Raw genomic sequence first — 14083 nt, forward strand, 5'->3', positions numbered from 1 at the left:
ACGGCACACCTATCAGCCCGTTAGTAGTCGGCGAGCAGAGCGCAGGAGTTCCCGCGCGCCTTGAACTCATCAAAAGTTCAGAGAAAGGCGCCGCGAAAAAGCCGCGCGAGACTACAGCGGGGAACTCACGCCCGAACGGCGCTGACCAGGGTGTTGCGGGCAATCATCGGTCCCGCTTCGGTGTCCGGCCCGGGGACCGGGCGGCCGACCTCGCGCAGGTAATCGGCCAGCGGGGTGCCGACCGCGTTCCAGCCGTGCTGGCCGAACCATTCGGTGGCCGGGGCGTGTTGCTCGTTGTAGACCAACTGGAAGAACAGCCGCTTTTCACCCTGGGCGCCGGCCGCGCGCTCTTCTTCGACGGCGGCCTCGAATTCGTCGGGCTGCAGCGGTGCGCCATCCTCCACGGCGACATGGCTGCCGTGTCCGGCCAGGCTGTCGATACCGGTGAACAGCTGCTCCTGCGCGGTGGCCGGCAAATAGATCAGCAGCCCCTCGGCGATCCACGCCGAGGGCTTGGCGGGGTCGAAGCCGCTGTCCCGCAACGCTTGTGGCCAGTCGTCGCGCAGGTCGACGGCGATCTCCCGCCGCTCGGCGCGCGGCTGGTCGCCGTGGCCGGCGAGCACCTCATGCTTGAAATCCAGGACCTGCGGGCGATCCAGCTCGAAGATCGTGGTCGCGGCGGGCCAGTCCAGCCGGTAGGCGCGCGAGTCAAGCCCGGCCGCCAGCACGACGATCTGGCGCGCACCGGCGTCGGCGGCCCGCAGAAAGTAATCGTCGAAGTACTTCGTGCGAGCGGCCTGGAAGTTCACGAAGTGCTCGCCGAAGTCCGCGCTCTTGAGCGGGTGGTCGGGTTCCTTGCCGTCGAGGACGTCAGCGGACGAGCCACCGACGGCACGACAGAAGACCTCCGCATACGGGTCCAGGGCCAGCGGGTTGGGCTTTTGCGCCTCCAACGCCCGCGCGGTCGCTACGAATAGCGCCGTCGATCCGACGCTCGTCGTGATATCCCAGGTGTCACCTTCGCTACGCACTCAACCGACAGTACGCCGCCGCGCCGACACACCTTTCCCCCTGGGGTCAACCGGGATTGGGCGCCGACGGCTCATCTTTCCAACTGTCGACGACGCGGTGAAGTCGCGGCAGATGGCCAACATCGCGCCGCTAGTCGCCGCTGTCGTGCGGCACTTCACTGACCTCCGCGTCCCAGCTGCGCGGCAGCATCGGCATCCGGGGCCCGTCGCCGAAGTCGCCGGCGGCCAGAGTGGTCAGTCCCGCGGCCTCGGCGGTTGCCTTACGCGCCGTGCCGGCGAACCCGAGATTCCCGGCGCCGCGGCCCGACGCCTCCGACACCGCCGGCCCACCCCAGTCCGGGTCGACGTCGACGTTCATCTGCATGAACTCGTCGCCGTGGCCGCGCTGGCGCACCCGTCCCCGGCGCCGCGCCCGGGCCTGCTCGCGGCCGGTCGCCGCGGCGGCTGCGGTCGCCGAATCCGGTTCTGGCGCTTTCCTTTTCGCATCGGCGACCGCGGCACCGCTCATCCCGGAACCGAAGCCGATGCCGGGTGGCGCGACGAAGTACGGGGGCGCGAAGCCGGGCCCGGCGACAGCCGGTGGCGCGGGCGGCGCCACGCCGCCGACCACACTCGCCGTGGGCGCCGGTGCGGGTGCCGGTGGGGTCGCGGGGACGGCCGGGGCGGCGATGGGCGTCGTTGCGAGCGCCGCCGGCAAGTCGGGCACAGGTGCGACGGCTGGGGCCGGGGCCGCCGCGGGCGCCGGAGCGGGCAGCAGCCCGGCCAGACCCGCGAATCCGGCCAAGGCGCCGAAGGGAGCCGCGGCGATCAGCATCGGGACCAAGAACAGTTGCGGCTGCGCCGGCAACCAGCTGCCGAGCTGGGCCAGGTGCGTCGGCCAGTCCAGCAGCACCAGGTCGGTGATGAATTGGAAAGCCGCGGCGGGGTTTTCCTGCAACAGCGTGCCGAACCGCTGGAAATCGCTGAAAAGCTCGAGGGCTCGAACCACCCACCAGAGGATGTCGCCCGGGTTCGTGTAGTCGTCGAAGGGCACTCCGTTCAGCGTCCCCTCGAGGGGATCCCAATCGAGTCCGAACAGCCGCAGGATCTGGGCGAGGAACTGATTGAGCGGGCTGTCGAAACCGTGGTCGTGACCCTCGTGGTCGTCACCCTCCTCGTGGTCGTGGTCGTGCTGGGCGGCGGCCTCGGATCGCAGGATCTGCGGTGCCGGGTCGGTCTGCGGCGTGGCCGCCACCGCCGCGGTCGAGACGGCCTGGTAGGTCGTCATCGTGGCGGCGGCCTGCACCCACATCCGCGCGTAGTCGGCCTCGTTGACCGCGATCAGAATCGTATTGATGCCAAAGAAATTCGTCGCCATCAAAGCACCATGGACCACATGATTGGCGGCCAGCTCGCCCACGGTCGGCATCGCCGCCAGCGCTGCCGCATAGGCCGTGCCCGCCGTCTCATGCGCTGTGGCCGCCGCGGCACTGTCCGCGCTGGCCTGCGTCAACCACGCCAAATACGGGCCGTGCGCGGCCACATAACACTCGGCACTGGGCCCCTGCCACACCCCGGCGTGCGTCGATGCCAGAACCTCGCTGAGTTCGGCTGCGGCCGAGCCATATTCGGCGCTCATCGAACTCCACGCGGCGGCAGCAGCGAACAAAGATGCGGGCCCCGGGCCGCTGCTCAGCAACACGGAGTGGACCTCTGGCGGTGCGGCCATCCACATCGGCGCCGTCATGCTAAGCCGCCGCCGACAACCAGATACGACATCACCACAACTCCTCGGCTGAGAGGGACTGGAAAGTTGCCGAGGAGCCTACTGAAAACGATTGTCGTTATCAACTGTGGGCTCAGCCGAAGCGCACCACCCCGCCGATACGGTCATCGCCATTGCCGCTGGTGTTGGCCGTGAGATTACCTATCGTCTTGTGGCCCTTCATTTTCTGCCGCGCCACCATTTCCTGGATCCCACGTGCCCGGCACCATCGGCAGCTTTGGGCCACCGCCGAATTCGTCACCGGCCAGCGTGGCCAACCCCGCAGCACCGGGGCTTTGCTTGCGCACGGTGCCCGCGAAACCCAGGTTTTCCGCGCCCCGATCTGACGCCGTCGTCGCCGGCTCCTCCCAGTCCGGGTCGACGTCGACGTTCATTTCCATGTACTCGTTGCCGTAGCCGCGCCGCCGCGACCTTTGTCCCCGCCGCGACCGGGCCGCCTCTCGAGCTGCCGCCGCGGCGACGGCAGCTACCGAATTGGGCTCCGGCGACTTCCTTTTCGCGGCTGCCGCGGCGGCTGCGCTCATTGCCGAACCCGCCCCGACGCCTGGCGGCGCGACGAAATAAGGCGGCACAAAACCCGGCCCCGACGGAGCCGGCGGCGCGGGCGGCGCCGGACTAATCGCGGTAGTCGCCGTGGCAGTCGGCGCGGGCGCGGCAGCCGAGGCCGGGACCGCAGTCGGCGCGGCGATCGGGGTCGAACCGAGCGCCGGCACCAGTCCGGGCGGCGGCGGCGCGGGTGGCGCCGGCACGACGGCCGGCTGAGGGATCCCGGCCAATCCGGCCAAGCCGGCGAGCCCACCGACGGCCCCGAGCGGCGCAACCGCTGCAATGACCGGAACGAGTAGCAATTGCGGCGTGCTCGACAGCCAGCTGGCGATCTCAGCAATGTGGGTAGGCCAGTCGACCGACTCGAGGAAGGCGATGTACTGAAAAGCCAAAGCCGGATTTGTCTGCAGGTACTGGCCGAACTGCTCAAAATCCTCCAGCAGTTCCAGCGCGCGAACTACCCAGAAGATCAGCTGGCCCGGGTTGGTGTATTCGTCGTACGGAATGCCGTTGACAGTCGCTTGGCCGGGATTCCAATCGATGCCGAACCACCGCAGAATCTGGACAAGGAACTGATTGAACGGGTTGTCGACCGTGGGGTCGGGGAACTCCTCGTCGTCACCCCCGCTGTCGTCCTGGGCGACTGCGACGTCGGCGTGCATGATCCGCGGCGCCGGGTCGGTTTGCGGTGTGGCCGCCACGGCCGCGGTCGAGACGGCTTCATAGGTCGTCATCGTGGTGGCGGCCTGGACCCACATCCGCGCGTAGTCGGCCTCGTTGACCGCGATCGGAATCGTATTGATGCCAAAGAAATTCGTCGCCATCAAAGCACCATGGACCACATGGTTAGTGGCCAACTCCGGCAGCGTCGGCATCGCCGCCAGCGCTGCCGCATAGGCCGTGCCCGCCGTCTCATGCGCTGTGGCCGCCGCGGCACTGTCCGCGCTGGCCTGCGTCAACCACGCCAAATACGGGCCGTGCGCGGCCACATAACACTCGGCACTGGGCCCCTGCCACACCCCGGCGTGCGTCGATGCCAGAACCTCGCTGAGTTCGGCTGCGGCCGAGCCATATTCCACACTCAACGAACTCCACGCCGCCGCCGCAGCGAACAAAGACGCCGGCCCCGGACCACTACTCAACAAGGCCGAGTGCACCTCCGGTGGCGCAGCCATCCACATCGGCGCCGTCATGGTAAGCCGCCGCCGACAACCAGATACGACGAATCTGACACGACATCGCCAGTGGGCATCAGGGCAACTCCTCGGGCTGGACAGATATGAGGTTGCCAAGAGCGTAATGAAAATGATTGTCGTTATCAACAGAGCCTGATACGGCGGCGCGGCCGCCCTGCGGTTAGACCAACGGGCGACCCGTCCGGATCCGGCGGTCCAGGTCCCAGAGCATCAGGTTGAACGGAAACTCCCGGACGACCCGGGGCAGCATCCGGTTCACCACCGCCAGGACCGACATCAGCCGGTCGAAACGCCGCTGCTTGTCGGCATCCCACGGCAACCGCATTTCGTCGCGGAACCGTTGCGGCAGAAAGCCGGTGGTGATCAGCAGATTGAAGTTCTCCAGCGGTTCGCGCACCCGCCGCGGCAGGCGCACGCCGCGCACCCGAGACACGGCGATCGGATAAAGAAACTCGCGGACGGCGTCGTCGATGTGCACCTTTTCCAGCGACTCCTGCCAGTACTTGTCGAACGCCGCGCGGTCCGCCGGCCACATCTGCGGCGGCACCTGCAAGGTGGTGCCCAGCGACCTGCTGTCGCGGTAAAGCCGTTCGGCGTCCTGCTCGGACATCTCGCCGATGAAGGTGCGATAGATGTCGATGCCGCCCTTGTAGATGCACGCCGCCACCCACAGCTGCAATTCCGGATCGAATGCGTTGTACTGCACCGGGTCGCCGGGTCTGGAGTACACCTGCGCGTGCGAACGATTGACCGCGCGCCGGTAGGCGTTCTTCTGCTCGTCGGTCCCGGCATTGGCTACCGCGATGTAGGTAAAAGTGGTGCGGGCCCGCTTGATCGGATGACGGTCGATGCGGCCGCTCTCGACGCGGCTTTCCGCCACGCCGTGGCCGACGCCGGGAATCGAGAGCTCCATGATCACGTTGGCCGGACCGGCCAGCAGCGCCACGCCCATCAGGGCGTAGTCGTCGGGGACCAGCCGGCTGCGTCGCCTCGACTGCGGCCGCGGCGGGTCGGACATCGGGCGCTCGACGTGCGGAATGAGCTGCTGAACCGTCTCGTGAATCGCCATCCGGACGCTCCGTACGCTAAATGTGACAACGCTTGTTTCCTGATATTGTCGGCGCACCGGACCGGTGTCAAGATGGTGCTCATGGACCAGGCCCCCAGTGAGCGCCCTTACCGCGGCGTCGAGGCCGCGCGGCGACTGGCGCAGCGGCGGGGCCGGCTGTTGGCCGCCGGCCTGGACTTGCTAGGCGCCGACCGCCACGATGCCTCGGCGTTGACCGTTCGCGCGGTCTGCAGCCGCGCCGGCCTGACTCCCCGCTACTTCTACGAAAGCTTCAGCGACAGAGACGCATTCGTCAGCGCGGTGTTCGACTCCGTGATCGCCGGCCTGGCCGCCACCACCCAGGCCGCGGTCGCGGCGGTGCCGATACCCGAACAGTCCCGCGCCGGCATGGCCAACATCGTGCGGACCATCGCCGAGGATCCCCGGGTCGGTCGGCTGCTGTTCAGCACCCAGCTCGCCGATGCGGTGATCGTGCGCAAACGCGCCGAATCCACGGCGCTGTTCGCCATGCTGCTGGGCCAGCACGGTGGCGACATGCTGCGGATTCCGGCAAACGACAGCATGAAAGCGGGCGCACACTTCGCGGTGGGCGGCGTCGGGCAGATGATCAGCGCCTGGCTGGTCGGCGACGTGGTACTAGACCCCGGTCAACTCGTCGATCAGCTGGCCGTGCTGCTCGGTGAACTCGCCCATCCGCGGCTGTACGGCGTCACGGAAACAGCGGCACCTGCCACAGCCGCATCCCGGGATCCAGGAGCCACAGACGCAACATCGTGAGCCGCATGATGCGCTGGGCGCCGCGGATCATGAAAATCGCCAGCGGCACCTCGATGCCCAGTGCGGTCACGACCGACAGCCAGATGTCGTCGGGCCCGGCGGTCATCAGGTCGAACCATGCGTCGCAGATCAACAGCACGCCGGAAGTGAAGGCCGCGAACAGCAACACTTGGCGGCGGAAGTAACCGAATACCGCTGTCGCCACCATGAATCCGACCAACAGGATGTCGAAGCCCACCCAGGTCAGTACCCAGTTGTGCGCGACGTAACTATCCGGCAGGGTCAGCGCGAGGTAAGCCAGCCAGGGAATCATCGCGATCGAGCCACCGATCATCAGGCCCAACCGCAGACGTCTGATCCGGGCGATCACTTCCGGGTCGATCACCTCCGACAGCGGTGCCTCCAGCCGCGTGATCAAGTCTCGCCGCTGTGCGGGTGTCAGCGCCGCGATCTGCTCGTCGGTCAACACGCCGTCCGTCATCATCGACCCCCCGGCTCGGCAACGGTTTTACCGTTCAGGTTACGGCGTGCTCTCGGGGCCGCCGGTCGGCCGCCGTCTTGGGCACGGCCTGGGCGTCGCTCGCGCCGAATTCCTTGACCCAGCAAGCGAACTCAAGCGTGATCCCGTCAGGGTCCTGGAAGTAGAACGAGCGCACGTAGACGCCGGGATGCAGTGTCGCCGAAACCTGCATCTCACTCTCGTCGTGGTTGAGTATCGGACCGACCCGTACGCCCTTGTCCTTGAGCTGCTGCCGGTAGGCGTCGAACTTCTCGGCCGGGACGTGAAAGGCGAGATGGTTCATCGTGCTGACCGCGCTGGTGATGTCGCCGATACCCGGAATCGCGCCGGGCGAGGAGACGCCCGGGACGCGGTCGGGTGCGTCGGCGAACCAGAAGAACGCGACACAGTCGCCGTTGCCGGCATCGAAGAAGAAGTGCTGGCCGGCGCCGCCCGGTAGATCGAGCGACTTGATCAGCGGCATGCCGAGGATGTTGCTGTAGAAGTGCACCGTGCGAGCCATGTCCGAACACACCAGCGCAACATGATTGATTCCGCCGAGTTCGAATTCGGTGTTGGGGTTGTCGGGCTTGATCATGTTGCGGCTCCCCTAGATTCAAGCGCGTTGGGCCTGGCCAATCAGTGGAACTGAATCTAACATCAGATTCAGTTTCACTCCAGGAAGGAATATCAGGTGTCGATCGCGGCGGCATCCGACGACCGGGCCGGCCGGCCGGCCGAATTCCCGACGCACCGCGGCCGGCGAACACAGGCGGCAATCGACGCGGCCGCGCGAACGGTCGTCGCGCGCAAGGGAATCCTGGCGACGACAATTGCCGACATCGCCGCGGAAGCCGGCCGCTCGCCGGCCTCCTTCTACAACTATTACGACTCCAAAGAGGCGATGGTCCGGCAGTGGGCGCTGCGCTTTCGTGACGAGGCCAACGAGCGCGCCCGCTCGGTCACCGGGCATGGCCTGTCCAACCGCGAACGCGCCCACGAGGCGGCCGCGGCGCACTGGCACACCTACCGCAACCGGCTGGCCGAGGTGATCAGCGTGTCCCAGCTGGCTATGATCAACGACGACTTCGCGCAGTACTGGTCCGAAATCTGCGACATACCAACCTCTTTCATCACCGAAACGGTCCGTCGCGCGCAAACCAAAGGGTATTGCCCGGGTGACGATCCGCGGCTGATCGCCGAGGCGATCGTCGCGATGTTCAACCAGTTCTGCTACATCCAGCTCAGCCGAACCACCGACGCGGACCTCGACGACCGGGCGTGCATCCAAACCCTGGCGAATATCTACTACCGGGCGATCTACTCGAAGGAAGGTCACTGAATTGACGCCTAACAGCGGCAGCGCAGGGGTTGTCCGCGAGTTCGTCGGCCTGCAGTCGCCCACCGCCGGACGCGCCGGTGCGGGCGGGCACCCCTGCCAGGGGCTGTATCACCGCGGCGTAGGACGCAAGCCCAAGGTGGCCATGATCGCCACGCATTACCAGATCGACTTCTCCGAGCACTATCTCGCCGAGTACATGGCGATTCGGGGTATCGGATTTCTCGGCTGGAACACCAGGTTCCGCGGCTTCGAGAACAACTTCCTGCTCGACCACGCACTGGTCGACATCGGCGTGGGAGTGCGCTGGCTACGCGAGGTTCAGGGCGTGGATACCGTGGTACTGCTCGGCAATTCGGGAGGCGGATCGCTGATGTCCGCCTACCAGTCACAGGCCGTCGAGCCGAATGTGACCCCGTTGCCGGGCATGCGGCCGGCGAGCGGGCTGACGGAGTTGATCCCCGCCGACGGCTACGTCGCCACCGCGGCGCATCCCGGACGCCCGGAGGTGCTGACCGCCTGGATGGACGCCGCCGTCGTCGACGAAAACGACCCCGTCGCCACCGACGCGGACCTCGACCTGTTCAACGAGGTCAACGGCCCCCCGTTCGCCCCGGAGTTCATCACCCGATACCGCTCGGCCCAGCTCGCGCGCAACCACGCCATCACCGACTGGGCCGAGACCGAACTCAAACGTGTTCGTGCGGCCGGCTTTTCGGATAGACCGTTCTCAGTGATGCGAACCTGGGCCGATCCCCGCATGGTCGATCCGGCCATCGAGCCGACCAAGCGTCCGCCCAACCTGTGCTACGCGGGTGTGCCGGCCAGGGCCAACCGATCGGCACAAGGTATCGCCGCATCCTGCACGCTGCGTAACTGGCTGGGCATGTGGAGCCTACGGGTAGCGCAGACCCGGGCCGAGCCGCACCTGCGCCGCGTCGCCTGCCCGGCCCTGGTGATCAATGCCGAGGCGGACACCGGCGTGTTTCCGTCTGACGCCCAACGCATCTACGACGCGCTCGCCAGCACCGACAAGCTGCGGGTCTCGCTCGACAGCGACCACTACTTCACCACCCCGGGCGCGCGCAGCGAGCAGGCGGATACCATCGCCAGGTGGATCAGCAAGCGGTGGCGCTGAGAGTTCTCGCCCACTTCGTTCCCGGTGACAAAGTCCTCGATTTCCTTGCAGCCGAAGCAGATTGGCTCGACATTCGCTGGTGTGCCGCCGACGACGACGCCGGCTTCTATCGCGAGCTGCCCGAAGCTGAAGTGATTTGGCATGTACTACGGCCGTTGTCAGGCGAAGACCTGAAACGCGGGGAGAAGCTGCGCCTGGTGCACAAGCTAGGGGCCGGGGTGAACACCATCGACGTGGCGACCGCGACCGACCGCGGCATCGCGGTCGCCAACATGCCCGGTGCCAATGCGCCGTCGGTGGCCGAGGGAACCGTGCTGTTGATGCTCGCGGCGCTGCGCAGGCTGCCGGAGCTGGACCGCGCCACCCGGCAGGGGCGTGGCTGGCCGCTCGATCCCACCCTGGGCGAGACGGTCCGCGACGTCGGTGGCTGCACCGTCGGACTGGTGGGCTACGGCAACATCGCCAAACGCGTCGCCGGCATCGTCAGCGCGATGGGTGCGAAGGTGCTGCACACCAGCACCCGCGACGACGGACATCCCGGCTGGCGCCCGCTGACCGACCTGCTGGCCGCCAGCGACATCGTCTCGCTGCACCTGCCCTTGACGCCCGACACCCATCATCTGCTCAACCGGGACGCGATCGCCGCGATGAGGCCCAGCGCGGTACTGGTCAACACGTCGCGCGGCGCCGTCGTCGACGAGGACGCGCTGGCCGGCGCGCTGCGCGACGGGCGGTTGGCCGCCGCCGGCCTCGACGTTTTCGAGACCGAGCCGACCGCGCCCGACAATCCACTGTTCGGCCTGGACAACATCGTGCTGACGCCGCACGTCACCTGGTACACGGTCGACACGATGCGGCGCTATCTGGTCGAGGCCGTCGCCAACTGCCGTCGGCTGCGCGACGGCGAGCCGCTGGCTCACCTGGTGACCCCTGTAGTCAACCAACCCACCGGTTATTAGATTGAAGAGTGCTTGGCCGAAACGAACCCCGAACGCATGGGAAGGCGACCAATGCCGATCGCAATAATTTCCGAGCATCAAGACCTGGCCGATTCGGTGCGGTCCCTGGTGGCGCGCGTCGCGCCGTCAGAGGTGTTGCACGCGGCCATGGAGACGCCGGTCGAGAACCCGCCGCCGTACTGGCAGGCAGCCGCGGAGCAAGGCCTGCACGGTGTGCATCTGTCCGAGGCGGTCGGCGGGCAGGGCTTCGGCCTGCTCGAGCTGGCCATCGTGCTGGCCGAGTTCGGCTACGGCGCCGTGCCAGGGCCGTTCGTGCCGTCGGCAATCGCCAGTGCCCTGATCGCGTCGCACGACCCGGATGCCAAGGTGCTCGCCGAGCTGGCGTCCGGTGCGGCCATCGCCGCCTACGCGCTGGACTCCGGGCTGACCGCCACCCGCAAGGGTGACGTGTTGGTGATCCGCGGCGAGGTCCGCGCGGTTCCGGCCGCGGCCCAGGCGTCGGTGTTGGTGCTACCGGTGGCGATCGACAGCGGCGACGAGTGGGTGGTGCTGCGCGCCGAGGAGCTCGAGATCGAGCCGGTGAAAAGCCTGGACCCGCTGCGGCCGATCGCCCATGTGCGCGCCGACGCCGTCGAGGTCGGCGAGGATGCCCTGCTGAGCACCCTGACCATGACGACCGCCTACGCGCTGATGTCGACGCTGCTGTCCGCCGAGGCGATCGGCGTGGCCCGCTGGGCGACGGATACGGCGGCGCAGTACGCCAAAATCCGGGAACAGTTCGGCCGGCCGATCGGCCAGTTCCAGGCCATCAAGCACAAGTGCGCCGAGATGATCGCCGACACCGAGCGGGCCACCGCGGCGGTGTGGGACGCGGCGCGCGCGATCGACGAAGCCTCGCCGGATGTGGAGTTCGCCGCCGCCGTGGCCGCGACGCTGGCGCCCGCGGCCGCCCAGCGCTGCACACAGGACTGCATTCAGGTGCACGGTGGTATCGGCTTCACCTGGGAGCACGACGCAGGCGTGTACTACCGCCGCGCGCTGATGCTGGCCGCCTGCTTCGGTCGCAGCTCGGACTACCCGCAGAAGGTGGTCAACACCGCGACCACCACCGGCATGCGCCCGGTGGACATCGACCTGGATCCCGAGACCGAGAAGCTGCGCGACGAGATCCGCGCCGAGGTCGCCGCCTTCAAGGCGATGGATCGGGAGAAGCGAACCGTGGCACTCGCCGAGGGTGGCTGGGTGTTGCCGTACCTGCCGAAGCCGTGGGGCCGGGCGTCCAGCCCGATCGAGCAGATCATCATCGCCCAGGAGTTCACCACCGGACGGGTCCGGCGGCCGCAGGTCGGCATCGCCGCGTGGATCATCCCGTCGATCGTCGCGTTCGGGACCGAGGAGCAGAAGCAACGCCTGCTGCCGCCGACGTTGCGCGGCGAGATGGTCTGGTGCCAATTGTTCTCGGAGCCGGGCGCCGGATCGGACCTGGCCGGGCTGACCACCAAGGCAACCCGGACCGATGGCGGCTGGCGCATCACCGGCCAGAAGATCTGGACCACCGCCGCGCAGTACTCGCAGTGGGGTGCGTTGCTGGCCAGGACGGAGCCGTCGGCACCCAAGCACAACGGCATCACCTACTTCCTGCTGGATATGCGCAGCGAAGGCGTGACGGTCAAGCCGTTGCGTGAGCTGACCGGGAACGCGATGTTCAACACCGTCTATATCGACGATGTGTTCGTCCCCGACGAGTGCGTGCTGGGCGAGGTGAACCGCGGCTGGGAGGTCAGCCGCAACACGCTGACCGCGGAGCGGGTGTCGATCGGCAGCAGCGACGCGAATTTCCTGGCCACCCTGCCCCAGTTCGTCGAGTTCGTCCGCGACGGCCAATTCGATCAGGTCGCCCAGCACCGGGCCGGGCAGTTGATCGCCGAAGGGCATGCGGCCAAGGTGCTGAACCTGCGCTCGACGCTGCTGACGCTGGCCGGCGGTGACGCGATGCCGTCCGCGGCGATCTCCAAGCTGTTGTCGATGCGCACCGGCCAGGGCTACGCCGAATTCGCGGTCTCCTCGTTCGGTACCGACGGTGCGATCGGCGACCCCAACGAGCTGGCGGGCAAGTGGGGCGAGTACCTGTTGGCCAGCCGGGCGACCACGATCTACGGCGGCACCTCGGAGGTGCAGCTCAACATCATCGCCGAGCGGCTGCTGGGCCTGCCGCGCGACCCGTAAACAAAATCCATGCCGAACCGGGGCCGGTCCCGGTTCGGCATGGACGTCTATTGATTTGGGGACCACGCCGGTCTGAGGTCGTCAGACCGGCGTGGGTTCCCCCCTACGTGCGGGTCGGCCTGCCTGTGTATCTGGCAGGACGAGGCTGGCCGGCTCCGCGATCGTGGCGGCTCACCACCAGGGGCGCCACCAGTTGCCCCAGCCCCAGCCAGGGTGTCCCCAACCATGACCCCAGCCGTGGCCCCAACCACCGCCCCAGCCACCGCCGCGACCCCAGCCACCGCCGTGGCCCCAGCCACCGTGCCCGCCGCCGGGACCCCACCCATGCCCGCCGTGTCCGCCGCCGGGCCGCTCGGGAAGGATCCCGGGAGTGAGCGGGGCGCCGCCGTGCGGGCCGCCGATGTCGAAAGGCGTGGCGGGGGCGGGCGCCGGCGCGGCCTGCGCCTCAGGCATCCCGCCGAACAGCATCGCGCCGGCCACCGCACCGGCGCCGACAGCACCTGCGGCCGCGTTGCGGATCGATCGCAGTGAATCCCTCATGGTGAGCTCCTTCCGAGAACCCTGTCCCCCGACATCTCGAAACGCTACGCATAAATTTCTGGGCAAACAATAGCAATGGCGCCGAATTGGGCTGTGAAATGGATAACAATTCGGTCGCATCTGCTGTCACGAAATTGCGTATCTCCGCAATTCAAATCCGTATTTCATTCGATACGAAACTCTGCAATTCAGGAAAATCGAAGATACGGAGGTCAGTAGTCACTGAGTTGAACATAATCCCAGTTAAAGTGCCATCTACTGATTCACTGATCTACGGATTTGATCTACTCAGTAGATCAGTGAATTTTGAAATCAGAATTCACACATCCGCCCGATACAGAAATTTTTAGTGCTGCAGGACCATCGATACAGTATTAACGCACCGCAGCCCTACAGGACGCATCCTCTATTTTCCACAGCTACTCTTTTTAATTGCCGCTGATGAGGACCGCCGCACCCCTTTGGGCTTGCCGCGGTCCCCCAGGACCGCCGCCGTAACACCCGGCTTCGCGCGACGGGACTTACGCTGGTGTCAGTGAGACAATCAGTGGGCAACGTGCACGGAAGCACTGATTTACTGATTGGTACCCACCCGGAGGGACGGTCGCGCCAGTGAGCTTCAACCCCGGCCAGATCGGGCCCGGCGCCGCAGCGTTCCGAGCGCAGATGTCCGCCGCGTCACCCGCTGGAGACAGCGCACCGACTGAACGCCTCACCGGGTTCCGGCAGCCGCGCCCCCAACGAATGGTCAGCGATCCCGCGGAATCCCGGTCACGCTCCACGGGCGAAACCCCCCGCATCCAACGGACGCGGCGCACCGTCGACCTCCCGGCCGCCACCCATCGAGCACTCGACATCTGGCAACGGGAAGCCGCCGATCAATTGGGCGTCGCCCGGGTCACCGGCCAGGAAGTGCTCACCGCGCTCATCGACCAGCTACTGGGCGATCCCAAACTCGCGGCCCAGATCGTCCGGGCCATCCAGGACCGGCGCTAGCC

13 protein-coding genes are annotated in these 14083 nt (G+C 67.1%); 6 read left to right on the forward strand and 7 right to left on the reverse strand.

Features of this window, described 5'->3' with window-relative positions:
* Positions 1-125 precede the first annotated feature (125 nt).
* The 4 genes from AAHS21_RS03090 to AAHS21_RS03105 form a co-directional block, all read right to left on the reverse strand.
* Positions 126-1031, reverse strand: a complete 906-nt coding sequence (locus tag AAHS21_RS03090) for a class I SAM-dependent methyltransferase (RefSeq protein WP_342926224.1) — start codon at positions 1029-1031, stop codon at positions 126-128.
* A 130-nt stretch (positions 1032-1161) separates the two neighbouring features.
* Positions 1162-2757, reverse strand: coding sequence for a PPE family protein (locus AAHS21_RS03095; protein ID WP_342926225.1), 1596 nt, complete (start codon positions 2755-2757; stop codon positions 1162-1164).
* 176 nt (positions 2758-2933) lie between these two features.
* Positions 2934-4535: a PPE family protein gene (locus AAHS21_RS03100; protein WP_342926226.1), complete on the reverse strand. Its 1602-nt coding sequence runs from the start codon at positions 4533-4535 to the stop codon at positions 2934-2936.
* Between the two features lie 163 nt (positions 4536-4698).
* The gene (locus AAHS21_RS03105; RefSeq protein ID WP_342926227.1) at positions 4699-5607 is read right to left on the reverse strand and encodes an oxygenase MpaB family protein; all 909 of its coding nucleotides are present in this window, start codon (positions 5605-5607) and stop codon (positions 4699-4701) included.
* Between the two features lie 81 nt (positions 5608-5688).
* Here AAHS21_RS03105 and AAHS21_RS03110 point away from each other — a divergent pair, with 81 nt between their 5' ends.
* On the forward strand, positions 5689-6384 hold the full coding sequence (locus AAHS21_RS03110) for a TetR/AcrR family transcriptional regulator (protein WP_342926228.1): 696 nt from the start codon (positions 5689-5691) through the stop codon (positions 6382-6384).
* Here AAHS21_RS03110 and AAHS21_RS03115 read toward each other — a convergent pair.
* On the reverse strand, positions 6317-6865 hold the full coding sequence (locus AAHS21_RS03115) for a hypothetical protein (RefSeq protein WP_342926229.1): 549 nt from the start codon (positions 6863-6865) through the stop codon (positions 6317-6319). The two genes, AAHS21_RS03110 and AAHS21_RS03115, sit on opposite strands and share 68 nt — an antisense overlap.
* A 34-nt stretch (positions 6866-6899) precedes the next feature.
* Complete coding sequence (locus AAHS21_RS03120) at positions 6900-7481, reverse strand: VOC family protein (protein WP_342926230.1); 582 nt, start codon at positions 7479-7481, stop codon at positions 6900-6902.
* Positions 7482-7577: 96 nt separating this feature from the next.
* On the opposite strand from AAHS21_RS03120, the gene AAHS21_RS03125 reads away from it, so the two are divergent.
* Genes AAHS21_RS03125 through AAHS21_RS03140 form a run of 4 tightly spaced genes read left to right on the forward strand, consistent with a single transcriptional unit; the run spans position 7578 to position 12545 of the window.
* On the forward strand, positions 7578-8225 hold the full coding sequence (locus tag AAHS21_RS03125; protein WP_342926231.1) for a TetR/AcrR family transcriptional regulator: 648 nt from the start codon (positions 7578-7580) through the stop codon (positions 8223-8225).
* A 1-nt stretch (position 8226) separates the two neighbouring features.
* Positions 8227-9360 carry an alpha/beta hydrolase gene (locus AAHS21_RS03130; RefSeq protein WP_342926232.1) on the forward strand — a complete coding sequence of 378 codons (1134 nt, stop codon included), beginning with the start codon at positions 8227-8229 and terminating at the stop codon, positions 9358-9360.
* Entirely contained in the window at positions 9357-10319 is a 963-nt protein-coding gene (locus AAHS21_RS03135; RefSeq protein ID WP_342926556.1) for a 2-hydroxyacid dehydrogenase, read from the forward strand. The genes AAHS21_RS03130 and AAHS21_RS03135 overlap by 4 nt, the downstream gene beginning before the upstream one ends.
* A 51-nt stretch (positions 10320-10370) precedes the next feature.
* Positions 10371-12545, forward strand: a complete 2175-nt coding sequence (locus AAHS21_RS03140; protein WP_342926233.1) for an acyl-CoA dehydrogenase — start codon at positions 10371-10373, stop codon at positions 12543-12545.
* A gap of 171 nt (positions 12546-12716) precedes the next feature.
* Here AAHS21_RS03140 and AAHS21_RS03145 read toward each other — a convergent pair whose 3' ends face one another.
* On the reverse strand, positions 12717-13085 hold the full coding sequence (locus AAHS21_RS03145; protein WP_342926234.1) for a hypothetical protein: 369 nt from the start codon (positions 13083-13085) through the stop codon (positions 12717-12719).
* A gap of 612 nt (positions 13086-13697) precedes the next feature.
* Between AAHS21_RS03145 and AAHS21_RS03150 the strand changes: the two genes are divergently transcribed.
* Positions 13698-14081 carry an ATPase gene (locus tag AAHS21_RS03150; RefSeq protein WP_342926235.1) on the forward strand — a complete coding sequence of 128 codons (384 nt, stop codon included), beginning with the start codon at positions 13698-13700 and terminating at the stop codon, positions 14079-14081.
* Positions 14082-14083: the final 2 nt, after the last annotated feature.

The organism is Mycobacterium sp. 050272, assembly GCF_039023525.1.
In the GTDB taxonomy this organism is placed as follows: Bacteria; Actinomycetota; Actinomycetes; order Mycobacteriales; family Mycobacteriaceae; genus Mycobacterium.